Source organism: Azospirillum sp. Marseille-Q6669 (assembly GCF_965111635.1).
This window is the reverse complement of sequence record NZ_CBCOOP010000003.1, coordinates 281,746-296,793: the sequence shown is the minus strand read 5'-3', so window position 1 is coordinate 296,793 and position 15,048 is coordinate 281,746. Positions and strand designations below refer to the sequence as shown.

16 protein-coding genes are annotated in these 15,048 nt (G+C 67.8%); 4 read left to right on the top strand and 12 right to left on the bottom strand.

Going from position 1 to position 15,048, the window contains the following annotated elements; genetic code table 11:
- Positions 1 to 5: 5 nt before the first annotated feature.
- The 10 genes from ACWPXE_RS18750 to fdhD form a co-directional block, all read right to left on the bottom strand.
- Positions 6 to 1,079, bottom strand: coding sequence for a formate dehydrogenase subunit gamma (locus ACWPXE_RS18750; RefSeq protein ID WP_454018989.1), 1,074 nt, complete (start codon positions 1,077 to 1,079; stop codon positions 6 to 8).
- Positions 1,080 to 1,125: 46 nt separating this feature from the next.
- Positions 1,126 to 1,320, bottom strand: coding sequence for a hypothetical protein (locus ACWPXE_RS18745; RefSeq protein WP_454018988.1), 195 nt, complete (start codon positions 1,318 to 1,320; stop codon positions 1,126 to 1,128).
- Positions 1,317 to 1,913: a formate dehydrogenase FDH3 subunit beta gene (fdh3B, locus tag ACWPXE_RS18740; RefSeq protein ID WP_454018987.1), complete on the bottom strand. Its 597-nt coding sequence runs from the start codon at positions 1,911 to 1,913 to the stop codon at positions 1,317 to 1,319. The genes ACWPXE_RS18745 and fdh3B overlap by 4 nt, the downstream gene beginning before the upstream one ends.
- 20 nt (positions 1,914 to 1,933) lie before the next feature.
- The gene (locus tag ACWPXE_RS18735) at positions 1,934 to 4,822 is read right to left on the bottom strand and encodes a formate dehydrogenase subunit alpha (protein WP_454018986.1); all 2,889 of its coding nucleotides are present in this window, start codon (positions 4,820 to 4,822) and stop codon (positions 1,934 to 1,936) included.
- 15 nt (positions 4,823 to 4,837) lie between these two features.
- Positions 4,838 to 5,038: a hypothetical protein gene (locus tag ACWPXE_RS18730; RefSeq protein WP_038529100.1), complete on the bottom strand. Its 201-nt coding sequence runs from the start codon at positions 5,036 to 5,038 to the stop codon at positions 4,838 to 4,840.
- Between the two features lie 161 nt (positions 5,039 to 5,199).
- Positions 5,200 to 5,811 carry a TorD/DmsD family molecular chaperone gene (locus tag ACWPXE_RS18725; protein WP_454018985.1) on the bottom strand — a complete coding sequence of 204 codons (612 nt, stop codon included), beginning with the start codon at positions 5,809 to 5,811 and terminating at the stop codon, positions 5,200 to 5,202.
- 290 nt (positions 5,812 to 6,101) lie between these two features.
- Positions 6,102 to 6,695 (bottom strand): DUF3306 domain-containing protein, encoded by a 594-nt coding sequence (locus ACWPXE_RS18720; protein WP_454018984.1) that lies wholly within the window; start codon positions 6,693 to 6,695, stop codon positions 6,102 to 6,104.
- A 137-nt stretch (positions 6,696 to 6,832) separates the two neighbouring features.
- Positions 6,833 to 7,327 carry a DUF3305 domain-containing protein gene (locus ACWPXE_RS18715; protein ID WP_114859184.1) on the bottom strand — a complete coding sequence of 165 codons (495 nt, stop codon included), beginning with the start codon at positions 7,325 to 7,327 and terminating at the stop codon, positions 6,833 to 6,835.
- On the bottom strand, positions 7,324 to 7,950 hold the full coding sequence (gene mobA, locus ACWPXE_RS18710; protein WP_449226355.1) for a molybdenum cofactor guanylyltransferase MobA: 627 nt from the start codon (positions 7,948 to 7,950) through the stop codon (positions 7,324 to 7,326). The genes ACWPXE_RS18715 and mobA overlap by 4 nt, the downstream gene beginning before the upstream one ends.
- Complete coding sequence (gene fdhD / locus ACWPXE_RS18705; RefSeq protein WP_094305944.1) at positions 7,940 to 8,821, bottom strand: formate dehydrogenase accessory sulfurtransferase FdhD; 882 nt, start codon at positions 8,819 to 8,821, stop codon at positions 7,940 to 7,942. Before fdhD ends, mobA begins: the two co-directional genes overlap by 11 nt.
- Positions 8,822 to 8,940: 119 nt before the next feature.
- On the opposite strand from fdhD, the gene ACWPXE_RS18700 reads away from it, so the two are divergent.
- Both ACWPXE_RS18700 and ACWPXE_RS18695 read left to right on the top strand, forming a co-directional pair.
- Positions 8,941 to 9,636 (top strand): ABC transporter permease, encoded by a 696-nt coding sequence (locus tag ACWPXE_RS18700; protein ID WP_454018983.1) that lies wholly within the window; start codon positions 8,941 to 8,943, stop codon positions 9,634 to 9,636.
- A 112-nt stretch (positions 9,637 to 9,748) separates the two neighbouring features.
- Positions 9,749 to 10,585, top strand: coding sequence for a substrate-binding domain-containing protein (locus ACWPXE_RS18695; protein ID WP_454018982.1), 837 nt, complete (start codon positions 9,749 to 9,751; stop codon positions 10,583 to 10,585).
- Between the two features lie 92 nt (positions 10,586 to 10,677).
- Here the strand turns inward: ACWPXE_RS18695 and ACWPXE_RS18690 are convergent, their stop codons facing one another.
- Complete coding sequence (locus ACWPXE_RS18690; RefSeq protein WP_454018981.1) at positions 10,678 to 11,880, bottom strand: serine hydrolase; 1,203 nt, start codon at positions 11,878 to 11,880, stop codon at positions 10,678 to 10,680.
- 514 nt (positions 11,881 to 12,394) lie between these two features.
- Between ACWPXE_RS18690 and ACWPXE_RS18685 the strand changes: the two genes are divergently transcribed.
- Positions 12,395 to 13,108: a hypothetical protein gene (locus ACWPXE_RS18685; protein ID WP_454018980.1), complete on the top strand. Its 714-nt coding sequence runs from the start codon at positions 12,395 to 12,397 to the stop codon at positions 13,106 to 13,108.
- A 98-nt stretch (positions 13,109 to 13,206) separates the two neighbouring features.
- Here the strand turns inward: ACWPXE_RS18685 and ACWPXE_RS18680 are convergent, their stop codons facing one another.
- Positions 13,207 to 13,968 (bottom strand): peptidase, encoded by a 762-nt coding sequence (locus tag ACWPXE_RS18680; protein WP_454018979.1) that lies wholly within the window; start codon positions 13,966 to 13,968, stop codon positions 13,207 to 13,209.
- Between the two features lie 420 nt (positions 13,969 to 14,388).
- Here ACWPXE_RS18680 and ACWPXE_RS18675 point away from each other — a divergent pair, with 420 nt between their 5' ends.
- Positions 14,389 to 14,925: a phasin family protein gene (locus ACWPXE_RS18675; RefSeq protein WP_094305950.1), complete on the top strand. Its 537-nt coding sequence runs from the start codon at positions 14,389 to 14,391 to the stop codon at positions 14,923 to 14,925.
- The last annotated feature ends 123 nt before the right edge of the window (positions 14,926 to 15,048 follow it).

Here is a 15,048-nt window from a genome sequence, read left to right as displayed (position 1 = left end):
GATCCTCACTCGGCGGGCGCGCGGTGGCGGCCCTGGTGATGGCCCCCGTGACGGCCGGGGGTCTCGCCGGTGACCTCCTGAACCCACAGCGAATGGTGCTCGCGCGCCCACTGGAGTTCGACGTCGCCGGAGCCCATCGCGTCGAAGGCGCCTTCCATGCCGACCGAGCCGATGTAGATGTGTGCGATGATGACCGCGGTCAGCACCACCGCCACCGCCGCGTGGATCAGCTGGTAAAGCTGCAGGTCGGCCAGCGAGGCGAAGGAGAAGGGCCACAGCAGCTGCACGCCCGTGAAGCCCAGCGCCGCACCGCCCAGCACCGTCGCCCAGAAGATCACCTTCTGGCCGGCGTTGAACTTCTTCGCCGCCGGATGCACGCCCTTGCTGAACAGCCCGCCGGCCTTCAGCGCCCAGGTGATGTCGTTGCGCTCCGGGATGTTGTGCTTCACCCACATCACGAAGATGAGGACGATGCCCAGCATGAAGGCGAAGCCCAGGTAGTTGTGGGCGAACTTGCCGTACTGGGTCATCGTGGCGAACACCTCCGGACCCAGCAGCGGCAGGACGGTGTAGCGCCCGTACAGCACGTTCAACCCGGTGAAGGCCAGGATGACGAAGCTGCCGGCGGTCAGCCAGTGCACGCCCCGCTCGAAGGCGTTGAAGCGCTGGATGGTCCGGCCGGTCTTCTTGCCGTCGATCCGGATGCGCCCGCGCACCAGGAAGAACAGGACGAGCAGCCCGATCATGCCGCCCAGCACCCAGCCACCATAGGTGGACAGCGGGCCGTTGCGGACCGAGCGCCACAGCTCCCCTTCCGACTGCACCAGCACGCCGGCGCTCTTGTTGGGGATGGAGACGTAGCCCTGCTCGCCAGAGCGGATCCCGCGCCACAGGTCGGTCTTGGAGGTGCCGTCGGCCGGCTGGCTGGCGATTGGCGGGAATGCCTCCGCCGCCGAAGCGGAGGAGACGTTGGCCATGACCAGGGTCAGCGCCAGCATCATGACGCCCAGAAGCACGATCTGGAACGGCGACTGGAGCCAGCCCTTGGCCAGCCCGGCCTTGGAATGATTTGACGTCATTGCGTCAGCCCTTCCCTTGAGAACAGCGTCCATCGGAAACGCCCCCTCAGAAACGCTGGCCGGCCGAGCGCTGCTGGAGCGCCTGGACCTGATCCGCGGACAAAGGACTGTCCGCGGCGCCGCGGTAGGCGCCCTTCTCCAGATGGATCGGGCGCGCCTGCTCCTCCTCGTTGCACCCCGCCAGAAGCGGGGTGACGAGAAGGAGCGCCATCGCACAGACGGTGCGGCGGATCACGGTCAAGACCCCGCCTTCATCTGATAGGCGGTGCCCCAGCCCCAGGCGCCGGACCCGAAGCCGCGGGCGACCACGCGCTCGCGGTAGATGTCCGACACCTTGTCGCCGTCGCCGGCCAGAAGGGCCTTGGTCGAGCACATCTCGGCACAGAGCGGCAGCTTGCCTTCGGCCAGACGGTTGCGGCCGTACTTCTTGTACTCCGCGTCCGTGTTGTCGGCCTCCGGGCCGCCGGCGCAGAAGGTGCACTTGTCCATCTTGCCGCGCGTGCCGAAGTTGCCGGCCTGCGGGTACTGCGGGGCGCCGAACGGGCAGGCGTAGAAGCAGTAGCCGCAGCCGATGCACAGGTCCTTGTTGTGCAGGACCACGCCCTGCTCGGTCTGGTAGAAGCAGTCGACCGGGCAGACGGCCTTGCAGGGCGCGTCGGAGCAATGCATGCAGGCGACCGAGATCGACCGCTCACTCGGCTTGCCGTCGTTGATGGTGACGACGCGGCGGCGGTTGATGCCCCAGGGCACCTCGTGCTCGTTCTTGCAGGCGGTGACGCAGGCGTTGCATTCGATGCAGCGGTCCGCGTCGCAGAGGAATTTCATGCGGGCCATGGTGATGAACTCCTAGCGTCTCAGGCCGCCGAGATCCGGCAGAGGGTGGTCTTGGTTTCCTGCATCTGCGTGACCGAGTCGTAGCCGTAGGTCGTGGCGGTGTTCGCCGCCTCGCCCAGCACGATCGGGTCGGCGCCCTGCGGGTACTTGGCGCGCAGATCCTGGCCCTGGAAGTGGCCGCCGAAGTGGAAGGGCATGAAGGCGACGCCGCGGCCGACACGCTCGGTCAGCATGGCCTTGACCTTCACCTTGCCCTGCTCCGCGCCTTCGACCCAGACCATCTGGCCGTCCTTGATGCCGGCGTTGTTGGCATCGAACGGGTTGATCTCGACGAACATGTCCTGCTGCAGCTCGGCCAGCCAGGGGTTCGACCGGGTCTCGTCGCCGCCGCCCTCATACTCGACCAGACGGCCGGAGGTGAGGATGATCGGGTACTCCTTCGACACGTCGCGGTCCTGGATCGACTTGTAGAGCGTCGGCAGGCGCCAGGACTTGGTGTCCTTGTAGGTCGGGTAGCTGGCGACCAGATCGCGGCGCGGCGTGTAGAGCGGCTCGCGGTGCACCGGCACCGGGTCCGGGAAGTTCCAGGCGACGCAGCGGGCCTTGGCGTTGCCCGGCGGGTTCAGGCCGTGCTTGATCGCCACGCGCTGGATGCCGCCCGACAGGTCGGTGGTCCAGGACACGGCGCCGATCTTCTCGCCCCCGATCTTCTTGATGACGGCCATCTCGGCCTCGGTCAGGTCCCCGGTCCAGCCCAGCTTGTCCAGCATGGCGTAGGTGACTTCCGGGTAGCCGTCCTTGATCTCCGACCCGACCGGGTAGGAGCCCTCGGCGAGCAGCGTTACGCCGTTGCGCTCCACGCCGAAGCGCGCGCGGAAGGCGCCGCCGCCCTCGGCGACCGGCAGGGAGGTGTCGTAGAGGTTGGCGGTGCCCGGATGCTTCATCTCCGGCGTGCCCCAGCAGGGCCACGGCAGTCCGTAATAGTCGCCGTCGCACGGGCCGCCGTTGGCGCGCAACGTGGTCTTGTCGAAGGTCGCCTGATGCTGCATGTGCAGCTTCAGCCGCTCCGGCGACTGGCCGGTGTAGCCGACCGACCACATGCCGCGGTTCCACTCCCGCGTCGTGTCCTCGATGTCCGGCTCGTTGCCGTGGAGCTTGATGTTCTTGAACATCGGCTCGGCGAAGCCGAACTTCTTGGCGAACAGGTACATGATCTCATGGTCCGTCTTCGCTTCGAAGAGGGGCTCCATGATCTTGTCGCACCACTGGACGGAGCGGTTGGACGCGGTGCGCGACCCGACGGTCTCGAACTGGGTGGCGGCGGGCAGCAGGTAGAAGTTGTCCTTGCGGTCGGACAGGACGGCGGTCATCGTCGGGAACGGATCGACGACGACGAGCAGCTCCAGCTTCTCCATCGCCTTCTTCATGTCCGGAAGGCGGACCTGGCTGTTCGGCGCGTGACCCCAGAAGACCATGCCCTTGATGCTCTCGGGCTGGTCCATGTTCTCCTTGGCTTCCAGGACGCCGTCGAACCAGCGGGACACCGGGATGCCGGTGGCCTCCATCAGCTTCTTGTCCTTGAAGCGGGCCAGGATCTCGTCATAGGAGACGTCCCAGACGCGCGCCCAGTGGCGCCACGCGCCCTCCGCCAGACCGTAGTAGCCGGGCAGCGAGTCCGAGGTGACGCCGAAGTCGGTGGCGCCCTGCACGTTGTCGTGGCCGCGGAAGATGTTGGTGCCGCCGCCCGTCACGCCGACGTTGCCCAGGGCGAGCTGGAGCACGCAGTAGGCGCGGGTGTTGTTGTTGCCGATGTGGTGCTGCGTGCCGCCCATGCACCAGACGAGCGTGCCCGGACGGTTGGAGGCCAGCGTGCGGGCGACGCGCTTCAGCTGCGAGCCCGGAACGCCGGTGACCTTCTCGACCTCTTCGGGAGTCCACTTGGCGACCTCGGCGCGGATCTCGTCCATGCCGTAGACGCGCTTGGCGATGTACTCCTTGTCCTCCCAGCCATTCTCGAAGATGTGCCAGAGGATGCCCCAGATCAGGCCGACGTCGGTGCCGGGACGGAAGCGGATGTACTCGTCGGCCTTGGCCGCGGTGCGGGTGAAGCGCGGATCGGCGACGATCAGCGGGGCGTTGTTCTGCTCCTTGCCCTTCAGGATGTGGAGCATGGAGACCGGGTGGGCCTCCGCGGCGTTGGAGCCGATGAAGAACATCGCGCGCGACTTCTGGATGTCGTTGTACGAGTTCGTCATGGCGCCATAGCCCCACACGTTCGCCACGCCGGCGACGGTGGTGGAATGGCAGATGCGGGCCTGATGGTCGACGTTGTTCGTGCCCCAGAAGGCGGCGAACTTGCGGATCAGATAGGCCTGCTCGTTGCTGTGCTTGGCCGAGCCGAGCCAGAAGACCGAATCCGGGCCGGACTTCTCGCGGATTGCCAGCAGCTTGTCGCCGACCTCCTGGATGGCCTGGTCCCAGGAGATCCGGGTCCACTTGCCGTCCACCATCTTCATCGGGTAGCGCAGGCGGCGGTCGCCGTGGGCGTGCTCGCGCACCGCCGCACCCTTGGCGCAATGGGCGCCCAGGTTGATCGGGCTGTCGAAGCTCGGCTCCTGGCCGATCCACACGCCGTTCTGCACCTCGGCGGTGACCGTGCAGCCGACCGAACAGTGGGTGCAGACGTTCTTGACCAGCTTGACCGGCGCGCCCGCGGCGGGGGTGGCGGTCACCGCCTCGGCCTTCTTCACCATGCCGAAGGGCATGGTGGCGGCGATGGCGGCGCCACCGGCGGCGATGCCCGAGGTGCGGAGGAACGAACGACGGTCGACGGTGTTACCGGTCAGGCCGGAAACCATCTTCGCCAGCGAACGGCCACCGGACGCGGCCGCTTTCTTCTTTGTCAGCATGTGCGGCGGTCCTTCTTAGAAGCGGCTCAGTTCGTAGACCGTCCGGACATGGTCGGTCTCGCGGTAGCCCTGGGCGGGAGCGGGCTCGGCGGCCTGCACCGGCTCCGCACCCGCCACGGCGCCCACGGCGGCGGCGCCCAGAGCGCCGACGCCCAATCCAGCCGCGCGGAACAGGTCGCGCCGCGCCAGCGTGGTCTTTTCCTTCTTGTCCGTCATAGCTTCACCCTATTCTTCGCGGCTTCCCCGAGACTGAAGACCGATGGGACGCCCGGTTTCCGGGCCTTGTTTTGAGCGTTTCCGGACCGGCCTTGTCGTGGACCGGTCTCGTTGTTGTCGTCTGTTCGGCGGCGGTGCCGGTGTGCGGTCGGGCCCCCCCGTCACGCCGCCATGTCGAAGGCTTTCCCCTCGACCTCCAGATACCGGTGACCCAGCGTGCCCACCGCGCGGTAGAAGGCGGCGGACGGCGTGGATTCCAGATCGGTGAAGAACCTGCCGGCCCAGGAGCCGATGTGGCGGTCGAAGAAGCGGCGCTGCGCCTCCAGATCGGCCGGGGCGTCGAAGGCCCCGGTGATCAGACCCGCCATCATCTCGGCCAGGGCGGCGATGTGGTCTTCGGGTTCCTTCACCTCGTCGGCGCGGGCGATGCCCAGCAGCGCCATGTCGCCGCGCAGCTCGGCCAGCGGCTTTTCGTGAAGGAAACCCGTGAGATAGTAGGACCCGTAGGGGGACAGGATGCCGCCGCCGACGCCGATGAAGAGGGTGTTGAACTCCTCTTCCACCGCGGCGGCGTCCGTGCCGCGGGCGGCCTCGGCCAGACCGCGCAGCGCCTGCCCGAGGGGGCTCGCGTCGCCGTCCAGCGCCGCCAGGGCGGCCAGGAATTCCCCGCCGGGCGGGCGGGCAAGCAGATGCGCCAGCAGCGCGTAGAGCTGCGCCCGCTGCATCTCTTCCGGCGGCAGGGCCGACGGATCGTGTTCACCGGTCACGGACACGGCGTTCATCCCTCCCGACACGACGAAAGGACCAGATTGGCGAAACTCCGGCACCCGGCCCCACCCGTCGCGACAACGGCGGCGCATTGGCTCGCCCGCTGCAGGCTCACGGCGTCATGGGCCGGCGCCCGAGACGCCCTGGACCGACAACCTCATATTGCACCCGCGAAAAGCCTCGCCACATCAGAGGCTTAACGTTCAGTGTCGGGGTATTAAAGGGCAGATTCGCGGTGTTTGTCAACAAAGGTTGACTCAGAAGTGTGCTTACCGCGACTTGGGCTGGACTATCGCTATGCTTTTTTTATCATATCGATGTCCGGTTCCTGCGAAGCAGAGGGGACCTGCTCGGGCTCCGAACCTTCGGGAAGGGCCGCTGTTTCTTTCGCGTCCTCATCGGCGTTGCCGTCTGCGGCCGTCTCACCGGCCATCTCGCCAGTCGCCTGCTCCGCCTTCTCAGCCGCCTCTTCCGCGGCGTCGAGAAAGCCCTTGCCGACGCGGTAGAGCGTCTTCACCGGCGACGAGCCGGTGAACAGGCTGGCGTAGTCGTCGGCATAGTCCTTCAACCCGTCGTCGTTGGCGAAGACCGGGTCGGAGGTCCACAGCTTGCGCAGCGCCTGCCGATGCAGATCGTCCGGGACCTCCGCCCGCAGGAAGGGGGTGAAGTCGGACTCCAGCGTCAGCTCCTCCACGGGGGGGAGGTCCTTCAGCGGGTCATCGGCTTCCGGAGTGGTTTCGACCGGTTCGGCCGCCGCGTCCACCGGGAGTTGCGTGGGCGGTTCCTCGACAGGCGGCGGCTCCACCGGTTCCAGGGCCGGCTCCGGCTCCGGGGCGACGGGCTGCCGCTTCAGGCGGGACCAGCGGGAGAGGAAGGATTCGTCGGTCATGCTGTGTCTCGGGAATTGCCGGACCTTGCCCCCACCCTAACCCTCCCCCGCTTTGCAGGGGAGGGAATCAGTTCCTCCCCTGCGAAGCGGGGGGCGGCCGGGAGGGGGCGCGGCGCCGGAGCCCCATCAAGAAGTCATCACCCCTGCTTCGGGAAGTGCCGCTTGCGCTCGCGCTTCACGAAGGGGACGTCCACATGGTGCTGCTCGGTGAAGTCGCGGACCAGCGCCGTGACCTCTGGCGGCATCGGCACCGTCTCCACCATCTCCACGCCGCTGACCTGATAGGCTTCGCATTCGTGAGCGGAGGCGGTGACGACGAAGGGCACGACTCCCCCAGGCTCGCCCGTCTCGTCCGGGCGCAGCACGACCCAGAGGCGCGGCGGCTCCTGCGACAGGTTCAGCTTGTAGCCTTCGGTGTCGCTGCGGAACAGCTCCAGCGGCAGGGTTGCCGCGTGGAAGTGCGCCCAGCCCTCCCCCTCGCGCAGCAAGCGCCAGGGACCGTCGACCGGCGGGGCGCCGGGAATCACCGACACCGGGCGCCACGCCCATTCCGCCCAGGCGCTGGTGCCTTTGCGGCGCTCCAGCACGATGCCGAGGGCCATCGTCTCGATCTTGTTGAGGGTCTCGCTCATCGGACCAGTCCCGCCGCCATCAGCCGTTCCGCCTCCGCCAGATCGTCGGGACGGTTGGTGTTGAAGAAGGGGTCTACCGGATCGGTGGCGAAGTCGGCAACCGCCAGACGATACCGGGCCGTCCAGGCATCGACCTTGCGCATGTCCTCCTCCACCATGGCGCGGCGCAGGTCGTCGGCGAGGTCAACCCGCCACAGCCCGAAGACCGGATGCTCCTGCCCGTCGGAGCGGGCGCAGGCGAGGTCGGCGCCCTCGCGCTCTACCGCCGCGACCAGACGCGCGACCAGATCGCCGGGAATGAAGGGCGCGTCGGTGGCGAAGCTGGCCAACCAGCGGCAGTCCGGCGCGTGGACCCGCGCCCATTCCATCCCGGTCAACACCCCGGCCAGCGGTCCGGCGAAGCCCTCCACCACGTCCGCCGCCACCGGCAGGCCGAAGGCGGCGAAGCGCGCCGGGTCGCCGTTGGCGTTGAGCACCAGCGGCCCGACCTGCGGGCGCACGGTGGCGACGATGCGCTCCAGGATGCTGCGCCCGCCCAGCGTGCGCAGGCTCTTGTCGCCGCCGCCCATGCGCCGCGACAGGCCGCCGGCCAGCAGCACGCCGGCAATGCCCTCACTCGTCATCGCGGCTCCCCTTGCGCTGGTGGCGCCCGCCCTCGTCCCCGACCGCGGCCGGGTCGGCGTCGAAGTCCAGCCGGTCGGTGCCGGCCAGGGCAAGGAAGCGCTTGCCCTTGGCCCGCCCGACCATGGTCAGGTTGGCCTGCCGTCCCAGCTCCACCCCCCAGGCGGTGAAGCCGGAGCGGGAGATCAGGATCGGGATGCCCATCTGCACCGTCTTGATGACCATCTCGGAGGTCAGGCGCCCGGTCGTGTAAAAGATCTTGTCGTGCGCCGGCACGCCGTGCAGGTGCATGTAGCCCGCCACCTTGTCCACCGCGTTGTGCCGCCCGACGTCCTCCATGTAGACGAGCGGGCGGTCGTCCTGGCACAGCACGCAGCCGTGGATGGCGCCGGCCTCCAGATACAGGCTGGGGGTCAGGTTGATCTTCTTCGACAGGGCGTAGATCCAGGAGGTCTTCAGCCGCGCGTCGGGGTTCAGCCGCACCGACTCGAAGGTCTCCATCACATCGCCGAAGGCGGTCCCCTGCGCGCAACCGGAGGTCAGCGTCTTCTTCTTGAGCTTCTGCTCGTAATTCGTGGCGCGCTCGGTGCGGACGACGACGGTGTCGATCTCCTCGTCGTAGTCGATGCCGGTGATCCGGTCGTCGCGCTTCAGCATGTTCTGGTTGAGCAGATAGCCCACCGCCAGATAATCGGGGTAGTCGGCGATCGTCATCATGGTGACGATCTCCTGCCCGTTCAGGTACAGCGTCAGCGGCCGTTCCACGGTGACCGACGCCTCCACCGGGCGCCCGTCCTGATCCAGCCCGGAAACGCGCTCCGTCAGCTTGGGATTCGCCGGGTCCGGCCTTATGGTGAATTCCGAGAGGTCCATGACCGGAAGAGTGGGGAAGATTGCGCGCCGGGGCAAGCGGCGGATGATCGGCTCCCGCAAGACGGAAGCGATGCGGCCCCGATTTGACGCGCGAGCGCTTGGTATGCACGAGTATCCTTATGCATGAGTTCGGTCTGGCCTTCGTCACCGCCTTCCATCTGATCGCCGATTTCGACCCCGGTCTGGTGGGGATCGTCGGCCTGTCGCTGCGCGTCAGCCTGACCGCCGTCCTGCTGTCGGCCCTGATCGGCCTGCCGCTGGGCGCCGCCGTCGCCGCCTTCCGCTTTCCCGGACGGCGCGCGGTGACCCTGTTCCTGAACACGGCGATGGGGCTGCCACCGGTGGTGGTGGGGCTGATCGTCTATCTGATCCTGTCGCGCTCTGGCCCGCTGGGTGTGCTGGGGCTGCTGTTCACCCCGACCGCGATGATCGTGGCCCAGACGGTGCTGATCGTGCCCATAGTCGCCGCCCTGACCCGCCAGATCGTCGAGGATCTGCTGGTGGAGTATGGCGACCTGCTGCGGGTGATGGGGACCGGGCCGCTGACCACCCTGTTCACCCTGCTATCGGAGGCGCGCTGGAGCCTGTTGACCATCGTGCTGGCTGGCTTCGGCCGGGCCTCGGCGGAGGTCGGGGCGGTGATGATCGTCGGTGGCAACATCGACCGGGTGACCCGCGTCATGACCACGTCCATCGCGCTGGAGACCAGCAAGGGCGACCTGCCGTTGGCGCTCGGCCTCGGCGTCATCCTGATGACCCTGTCGCTGTCGGTGAACTTCGCCGCCGCCATGGTGCGGGAGACGCGGCGGGCCTGAGCCACCGCTGCCTCCGCGATTCTGGAAAATTTGCAAAGCCGTTCGAACTTTCCCATAGTCGCCGCCACAGCCCGCAACCAAGGCGGGCAAGAACCTGGAGAGGGATAGTCCGATGCTGCGCCGTTCTTTCGTGCTGGGATGCGCCGCCGCGGCGGCTCTGCTGCTCGGCTCCGTTCAGCCGTCCACCGCCGCCGACCGCTTCATCACCGTGGCCTCCACCACCTCGACCGAGGATTCGGGGCTGTTCAAGTCGATCCTGCCGAAATTCACCGAGAAGACCGGGATCGAGGTCCGTGTGGTCGCCAAGGGCACCGGCCAAGCCATCGACATCGCCAAGCGCGGCGACGCCGACGTGCTGTTCGTCCACCACAAGCCGTCCGAGGACAAGTTCGTCGCCGAGGGCTTCAGCACCGAGCGCAAGCCGGTCATGTACAACGACTTCGTGATCGTCGGGCCGAAGGCCGACCCGGCCAAGGTCGGCGGCAGCAAGGACGTGTCCGCCGCGCTGAAGAGCATCGCCGCCGCCAAGGCCCCCTTCGTGTCGCGCGGCGACGATAGCGGCACCCACAAGTCGGAGCAGGCGCTGTGGAAGACCGCCGGCGTCGACCCCACGGCGGGTGACGGCTGGTACCGCGCCATCGGCCAGGGCATGGGCGCCACGCTGAACACCGCCGCTGCGGTGAGCGGCTACGCCATGACCGACCGCGCCACCTGGCTCAGCTTCAAGAACCGCGGCGATCTCGACATCCTGGTGGAGGGCGACAAGCGCCTGTTCAATCAGTATGGCGTCATGCTGGTGAACCCAGCCAAGTTCAGCCACGTCAAGGCCGCCGACGGGCAGGCCTTCGTGAGCTGGCTGGTGTCCGCCGAGGGTCAGCAGGCCATCGCGGACTACACGATCAACGGCAACTCGCTGTTCTTCCCGAACGCCAACGAGCCGGGCGCCTGACCGGCCCGCGCTCCGCGGACATGAGAAAAGGCGCAGCCCCGTGGCTGCGCCTTTTTCATTGGGTGGAAAAGAGTGGGCGGAAAAGAGCCGGCTTACAGCTTCTCGTTCAGCGACACCGGGACGCAGCGGTGGCCGCTGCGGGTCAGCTCCGAGCAGACCTTGCGGGCGGTCCCCTCGTCCAACCCGACCATGCGGGCACGGTAGACGGTGGAGCCGTTGGACTTCACCGGAGTCACCGCCGGCTTGGCGGCGCGCAGCAGGAAGGGCGCCTGCTTGGTCGCCTGGGTCAGCGCCCGTTTGCTGGCCTCCCGCGTGGAGAAGGCACCGACCTGCACGCCCCATTTCGACCCGTCCGCCTTCGGCGAATCGGCGTCCTCGTCGCGGGCGCGGGCCGGCGGGCGGACCGCGGCGGGGGTCGAGACGGTGGAGGCGAGCTGCGCGATGGTCTCCGCCTTGGCCGGCGGCTTGCCCTTGGCGGTGACGCGCGGCGCGTCCTCGTCCCCGGCGCGGGCGACGACCGGAGCCTCCGAACCGCGACTCGGCTTGTCGAACGCCTTGTCCAGGATTGCTTCCATGCGGGCGTCGCGCGAGGCCGCGGACTTGCCACCCAGCACCACGGCGACCAGCCGGCGCCCGTCGCGCACCGCCGACGCCGCGAGGTTGAAGCCGCTGGCCACGGTGTAGCCGGTCTTGATGCCGTCCATGCCCTCGTAGCGCGACATCAGCCGGTTGTGGTTGTTCAGGCTGCGCCCGCCATAGACGAAGGCGCGACGGCTGAAATAGGGGTAATAGCGGGAGTGGTCGGACAGCATCGCCCGCGACAGAATGGAGAAGTCGCGCGCCGTGGTCAGCTGCTCCATGTTCGGCAGGCCGTTGGAGTTGCGGAAGACGGTGTTGCGCATGCCCAACTCGCGGGCCTTGCGGGTCATCATCTCGGCGAACTTGGCCTCGCTGCCGCCCAGCGCCTCCGCCAGCACGACCGAGGCGTCGTTGGCCGACTTGGTAACCAGCCCGAGGATCGCCTGCTCCACCCGCAGCGTCTTGCCGGCGCGCAGCCCCAGCTTGGTCGGGGACTGCGCTTCCGCCCAGGCCGACACCGGCAGCGCCTGGTCCAGCCGCAGCCGCCCAGAATCCAGCGCGTCGAAGGTGAGGTAGAGCGTCATCATCTTGGTCAGCGACGCCGGGTAGGTCAGGGTGTCGGCGTTTTCCTCGTGCAGCACCTCACCCGTGCGCGCGTCCACGACGATCGCCGCGTATTTCGCGGCCAGCGCCGGCAACGGGGCCAGAACGGTCACCGCCAGCACCGCCAGGGCGCCGCATAGCCCCCGGCCGCACAGCCCTCGAACGAAAGGGGTAATGCTGAAGGCACTCCCCAGAGTCGAACGTCCATTCGCCAAACGTTCTGTGGCCTGTTCCCCCTCCGTTTCGCGCCCGCGCCAAGCGAACGCCAAAAGCAGGCTTCGAACGGTCTGGCCCGTTACGTTCATGATGCCCCCGCCAAAGGCTAATACTTGCTGTTTGGCGCAATGGTAAATTCCATGCAAAACAGTGTCTAGCGACAATTCGTTAATTTGCCGCTTCGATTTCTTCGGCGGCGCTGTGACGAAATTGGATGAGGCACGGACCCGTAAGGGGCGAACCGCGTTGAAGGAGCGCGACCGCCGATCCATCTTCCCGGAAGCGCAGGACCATTTCCCTTCCCGACTGGACGCGAGGCACCTCATGACCCGCCCGCCCGTGCGACGCCCGACGACTCCGCGCGCTGCCCCACGGGATGGACGAAGAGGGAGATTTGCCAAGCTAACGGGAATGACGGTGGCTGCGGCTGGACTGCTCGCCGGCTGCGCCTCGGTCGGGCCGACCGATAACCCGGTGGCGCGCAAGCTCACCTGGGTCAGCTACCTCAACGGCGACGATCTGCGCGCCGCCTGCACCAAGGGGGAGACCGACCGATACCGGCTGGTCTTCAACGCCGACTACCAGAAGCATGTGCGGACCTACGACATCGTCGGCGACCGCGGCACCGGCGGCGCGATGGTCGAAGCGCGCGTGCTGGAGGCCACCGACCTCGCCCGCATCGATCTGGACGACCCGGCGGCGGTGGCCCGCGGCCCGGTGGCCAAGGCCCAGCTGTCGCCGCGCCAGTTCGCCCTCTTCGTCCTGCGCCTCTACGAGAGCGGCGCCTTCGAGCCGGCGCCGAGCGGGGTGCGCCTGCCGTCGAACGGCGTCTACTGGCTGATCAACGGCTGCCGGCGGGGAAGCTGGTTCTTCAACGCCTACCCCTACCCGTCCGACCGCTTTTCCGACATCCGGTTCGACGGGCCGCTGAAGGAGCTGGAGGGCAGCGGCCAGGGGACCGGCGTGCCCTACCCCGCCCTGCCGCGCCCGCAGGACGCGCCGCGCACCCTGCCGACCGGCGGACAGGTGGACAGCGCGGGCGTGGTGTTCGAGGTCCAGGTGGGCCGCGACGGACTGGTCGGACCGACCGCGCCCTTCGGGACGTGGCTGTTCGCCGGGAAGTAGCGGGGCAAGGCGCTTGCCCCGCCCGGCCCTCCCCGCTGGGCGGGGGGGAGAAAAGCCCCTCCACCTCGAAGAGGGGAGGGTTAGGGAGGGGCTGGAGACTAGACCACCTCTTCCTCAGCGACATCCGCCCGCGCGCCGGCGGACAGCAGCGTGTCCACCCACGGACCGTCCGGCATACGCCGGGCCAGCTCGGTGATGTTGCGGTTCCACCACAGGCGCTGCTCGACCAGATCGTCGTAGTCGAAGTTCGACTGGCGCCACAGCCGCTCCTGGGCGTTGAAGGTCACCATGTCGATGGGGAAGCCGACGTCGTTGGACGAGAAGCGCGTGCTGTCGAAGGACAGGTAGGCGATCTTCAGCGCCGTCTGCATGTCCGTGCTGTAGGACAGCGCGCGGTCCAGGATCGGCTTGCCGTAGGCGGTGGCGCCGATCGACAGGTAGGGCGTGCGCTCGTCCACCTCGATCCAGTTGCCCTCCGGATAGACCAGGAACATGTAGGGCTCGCGGTCCTCGGCGAGCTGGCCGCCGATGATGGCGTGCAGGTTGAAGGCCAGCTTGGACGCCTCCAGCGACTCCTTGTCCTCCGCCGCCACCTGGCGCAGGCAGGCCGTGAAGGCCGACAGCGCGTCCAGCATGGTCGGATAGCTCTCGCCGCGGCGCCGGGACATGTCGCGGCGCAGGTAGGCCAGCGTCTTGTCGCGCACGCTGCGCAGGCCGGAGTTCAGGATGAAGAAGCGGTCGCCGCCGCTGCCCACCATGGTCACCTTGCGCGCGGACGACAGCTGCGAGCCGCTGGTGATGCGCCCGTCGGACAGGCCGATCAGGCCGTCGCGGGTCTTGATGCCGAGGCAATAGGTCATGAAAGAACGTTCCTGAACTGATAGCTGCGACGTTCCGCCGCGGTTGGTCTGACCTTTGGCCGAAGCGCGTCCCTTCGGCGGGCAGGGTAGGATTGGGCAGGATCGGCGGTAAAGCTTTCGTAAAGGCTCCGCCCAGTCGAGCCGAAGTGGATCGGTTTTCCCATGAGGCGGAACGGTGGAGCATTCGCCGTACCGACCAAGCAAAGGGATCGGGCTCAACTGATATATTGTGCGACGCACAAGATTCTTTGTTGACTCCACGGACATCTGCCCATAGTTTAGCCATTGCTGCACTGCAGCATTTTCGGGCCCGGAGCCGTCCGGGTCTCCCCAACGCAGCCGGTCTGCGCCCCGCAGGCGGACAGTCCGCCGGTCCGGGTTGATGCGCGCCGGGCTTCGACGAAGGAAGGAACGCAAGGCATGACGACCGTGACGAAGGCCAAGCCGGCCCCCGCCCCCACCCAGGCGTTCGAGAGCGCCGCCGCCCAGGCCAAGGAGCAGGTCGAGGGCTTCGTCAAGGCTGGCCAGGAGCAGGCCGCGAAGACGTTCGAGCAGACCGCTTCCGCCACCAAGGAGCAGGTCGAGAAGCTGTCCGCCCAGCTCCTGAAGATCTCCGCCGAGCTTCAGGCCTTGAACAAGGCCAACGTGGAAGCGCTGATCCAGAGCGGCAGCATCGCCACCCAGGGTGCGGAGGAGCTGACCCGCGAGGTGACCGCCTACGCCCAGGCCTCCTTCGACAAGTCGGTCACCACCGGCAAGGCCCTGCTGACCGCCAAGTCGCTGAAGGAGGTCGTCGATCTCCAGAGCGAGTATGTGAAGGCCAGCTTCGACGCCTTCGTCGCGGAATCCTCCCGCCTCCAGGGCATCGGCACCCGCGTCGCCACCGCGGCCCTGACCCCGCTGAAGGACCGCGTCTCGGTCACCGTCAGCACCCTGTCCAAGCCGATCGCCGCCTGACGCGGCGACACCCCAGAACCACGAAGCCCGGCCGTTCTCCGACGGCCGGGCTTCGCGCGTGAAGGGGCTGGCCGGGACGCGCCAAAGTTTTTGTGCACCGCACAAAATCCCGTTGACAGGCGC

What these genes read in the sequence shown, in the direction of transcription:
- ACWPXE_RS18750 (WP_454018989.1), bottom strand. Translation starts at nt 1,079, where the DNA reads ATGACGTCAAATCATTCCAAGGCCGGGCTGGCCAAGGGCTGGCTCCAG.
- fdh3B (WP_454018987.1), bottom strand. Translation starts at nt 1,913, where the DNA reads ATGGCCCGCATGAAATTCCTCTGCGACGCGGACCGCTGCATCGAATGC.
- ACWPXE_RS18735 (WP_454018986.1), bottom strand. Translation starts at nt 4,822, where the DNA reads ATGCTGACAAAGAAGAAAGCGGCCGCGTCCGGTGGCCGTTCGCTGGCG.
- ACWPXE_RS18730 (WP_038529100.1), bottom strand. Translation starts at nt 5,038, where the DNA reads ATGACGGACAAGAAGGAAAAGACCACGCTGGCGCGGCGCGACCTGTTC.
- ACWPXE_RS18720 (WP_454018984.1), bottom strand. Translation starts at nt 6,695, where the DNA reads ATGACCGACGAATCCTTCCTCTCCCGCTGGTCCCGCCTGAAGCGGCAG.
- ACWPXE_RS18715 (WP_114859184.1), bottom strand. Translation starts at nt 7,327, where the DNA reads ATGAGCGAGACCCTCAACAAGATCGAGACGATGGCCCTCGGCATCGTG.
- mobA (WP_449226355.1), bottom strand. Translation starts at nt 7,950, where the DNA reads ATGACGAGTGAGGGCATTGCCGGCGTGCTGCTGGCCGGCGGCCTGTCG.
- fdhD (WP_094305944.1), bottom strand. Translation starts at nt 8,821, where the DNA reads ATGGACCTCTCGGAATTCACCATAAGGCCGGACCCGGCGAATCCCAAG.
- ACWPXE_RS18700 (WP_454018983.1), top strand. Translation starts at nt 8,941, where the DNA reads ATGCATGAGTTCGGTCTGGCCTTCGTCACCGCCTTCCATCTGATCGCC.
- ACWPXE_RS18695 (WP_454018982.1), top strand. Translation starts at nt 9,749, where the DNA reads ATGCTGCGCCGTTCTTTCGTGCTGGGATGCGCCGCCGCGGCGGCTCTG.
- ACWPXE_RS18685 (WP_454018980.1), top strand. Translation starts at nt 12,395, where the DNA reads ATGACGGTGGCTGCGGCTGGACTGCTCGCCGGCTGCGCCTCGGTCGGG.
- ACWPXE_RS18680 (WP_454018979.1), bottom strand. Translation starts at nt 13,968, where the DNA reads ATGACCTATTGCCTCGGCATCAAGACCCGCGACGGCCTGATCGGCCTG.
- ACWPXE_RS18675 (WP_094305950.1), top strand. Translation starts at nt 14,389, where the DNA reads ATGACGACCGTGACGAAGGCCAAGCCGGCCCCCGCCCCCACCCAGGCG.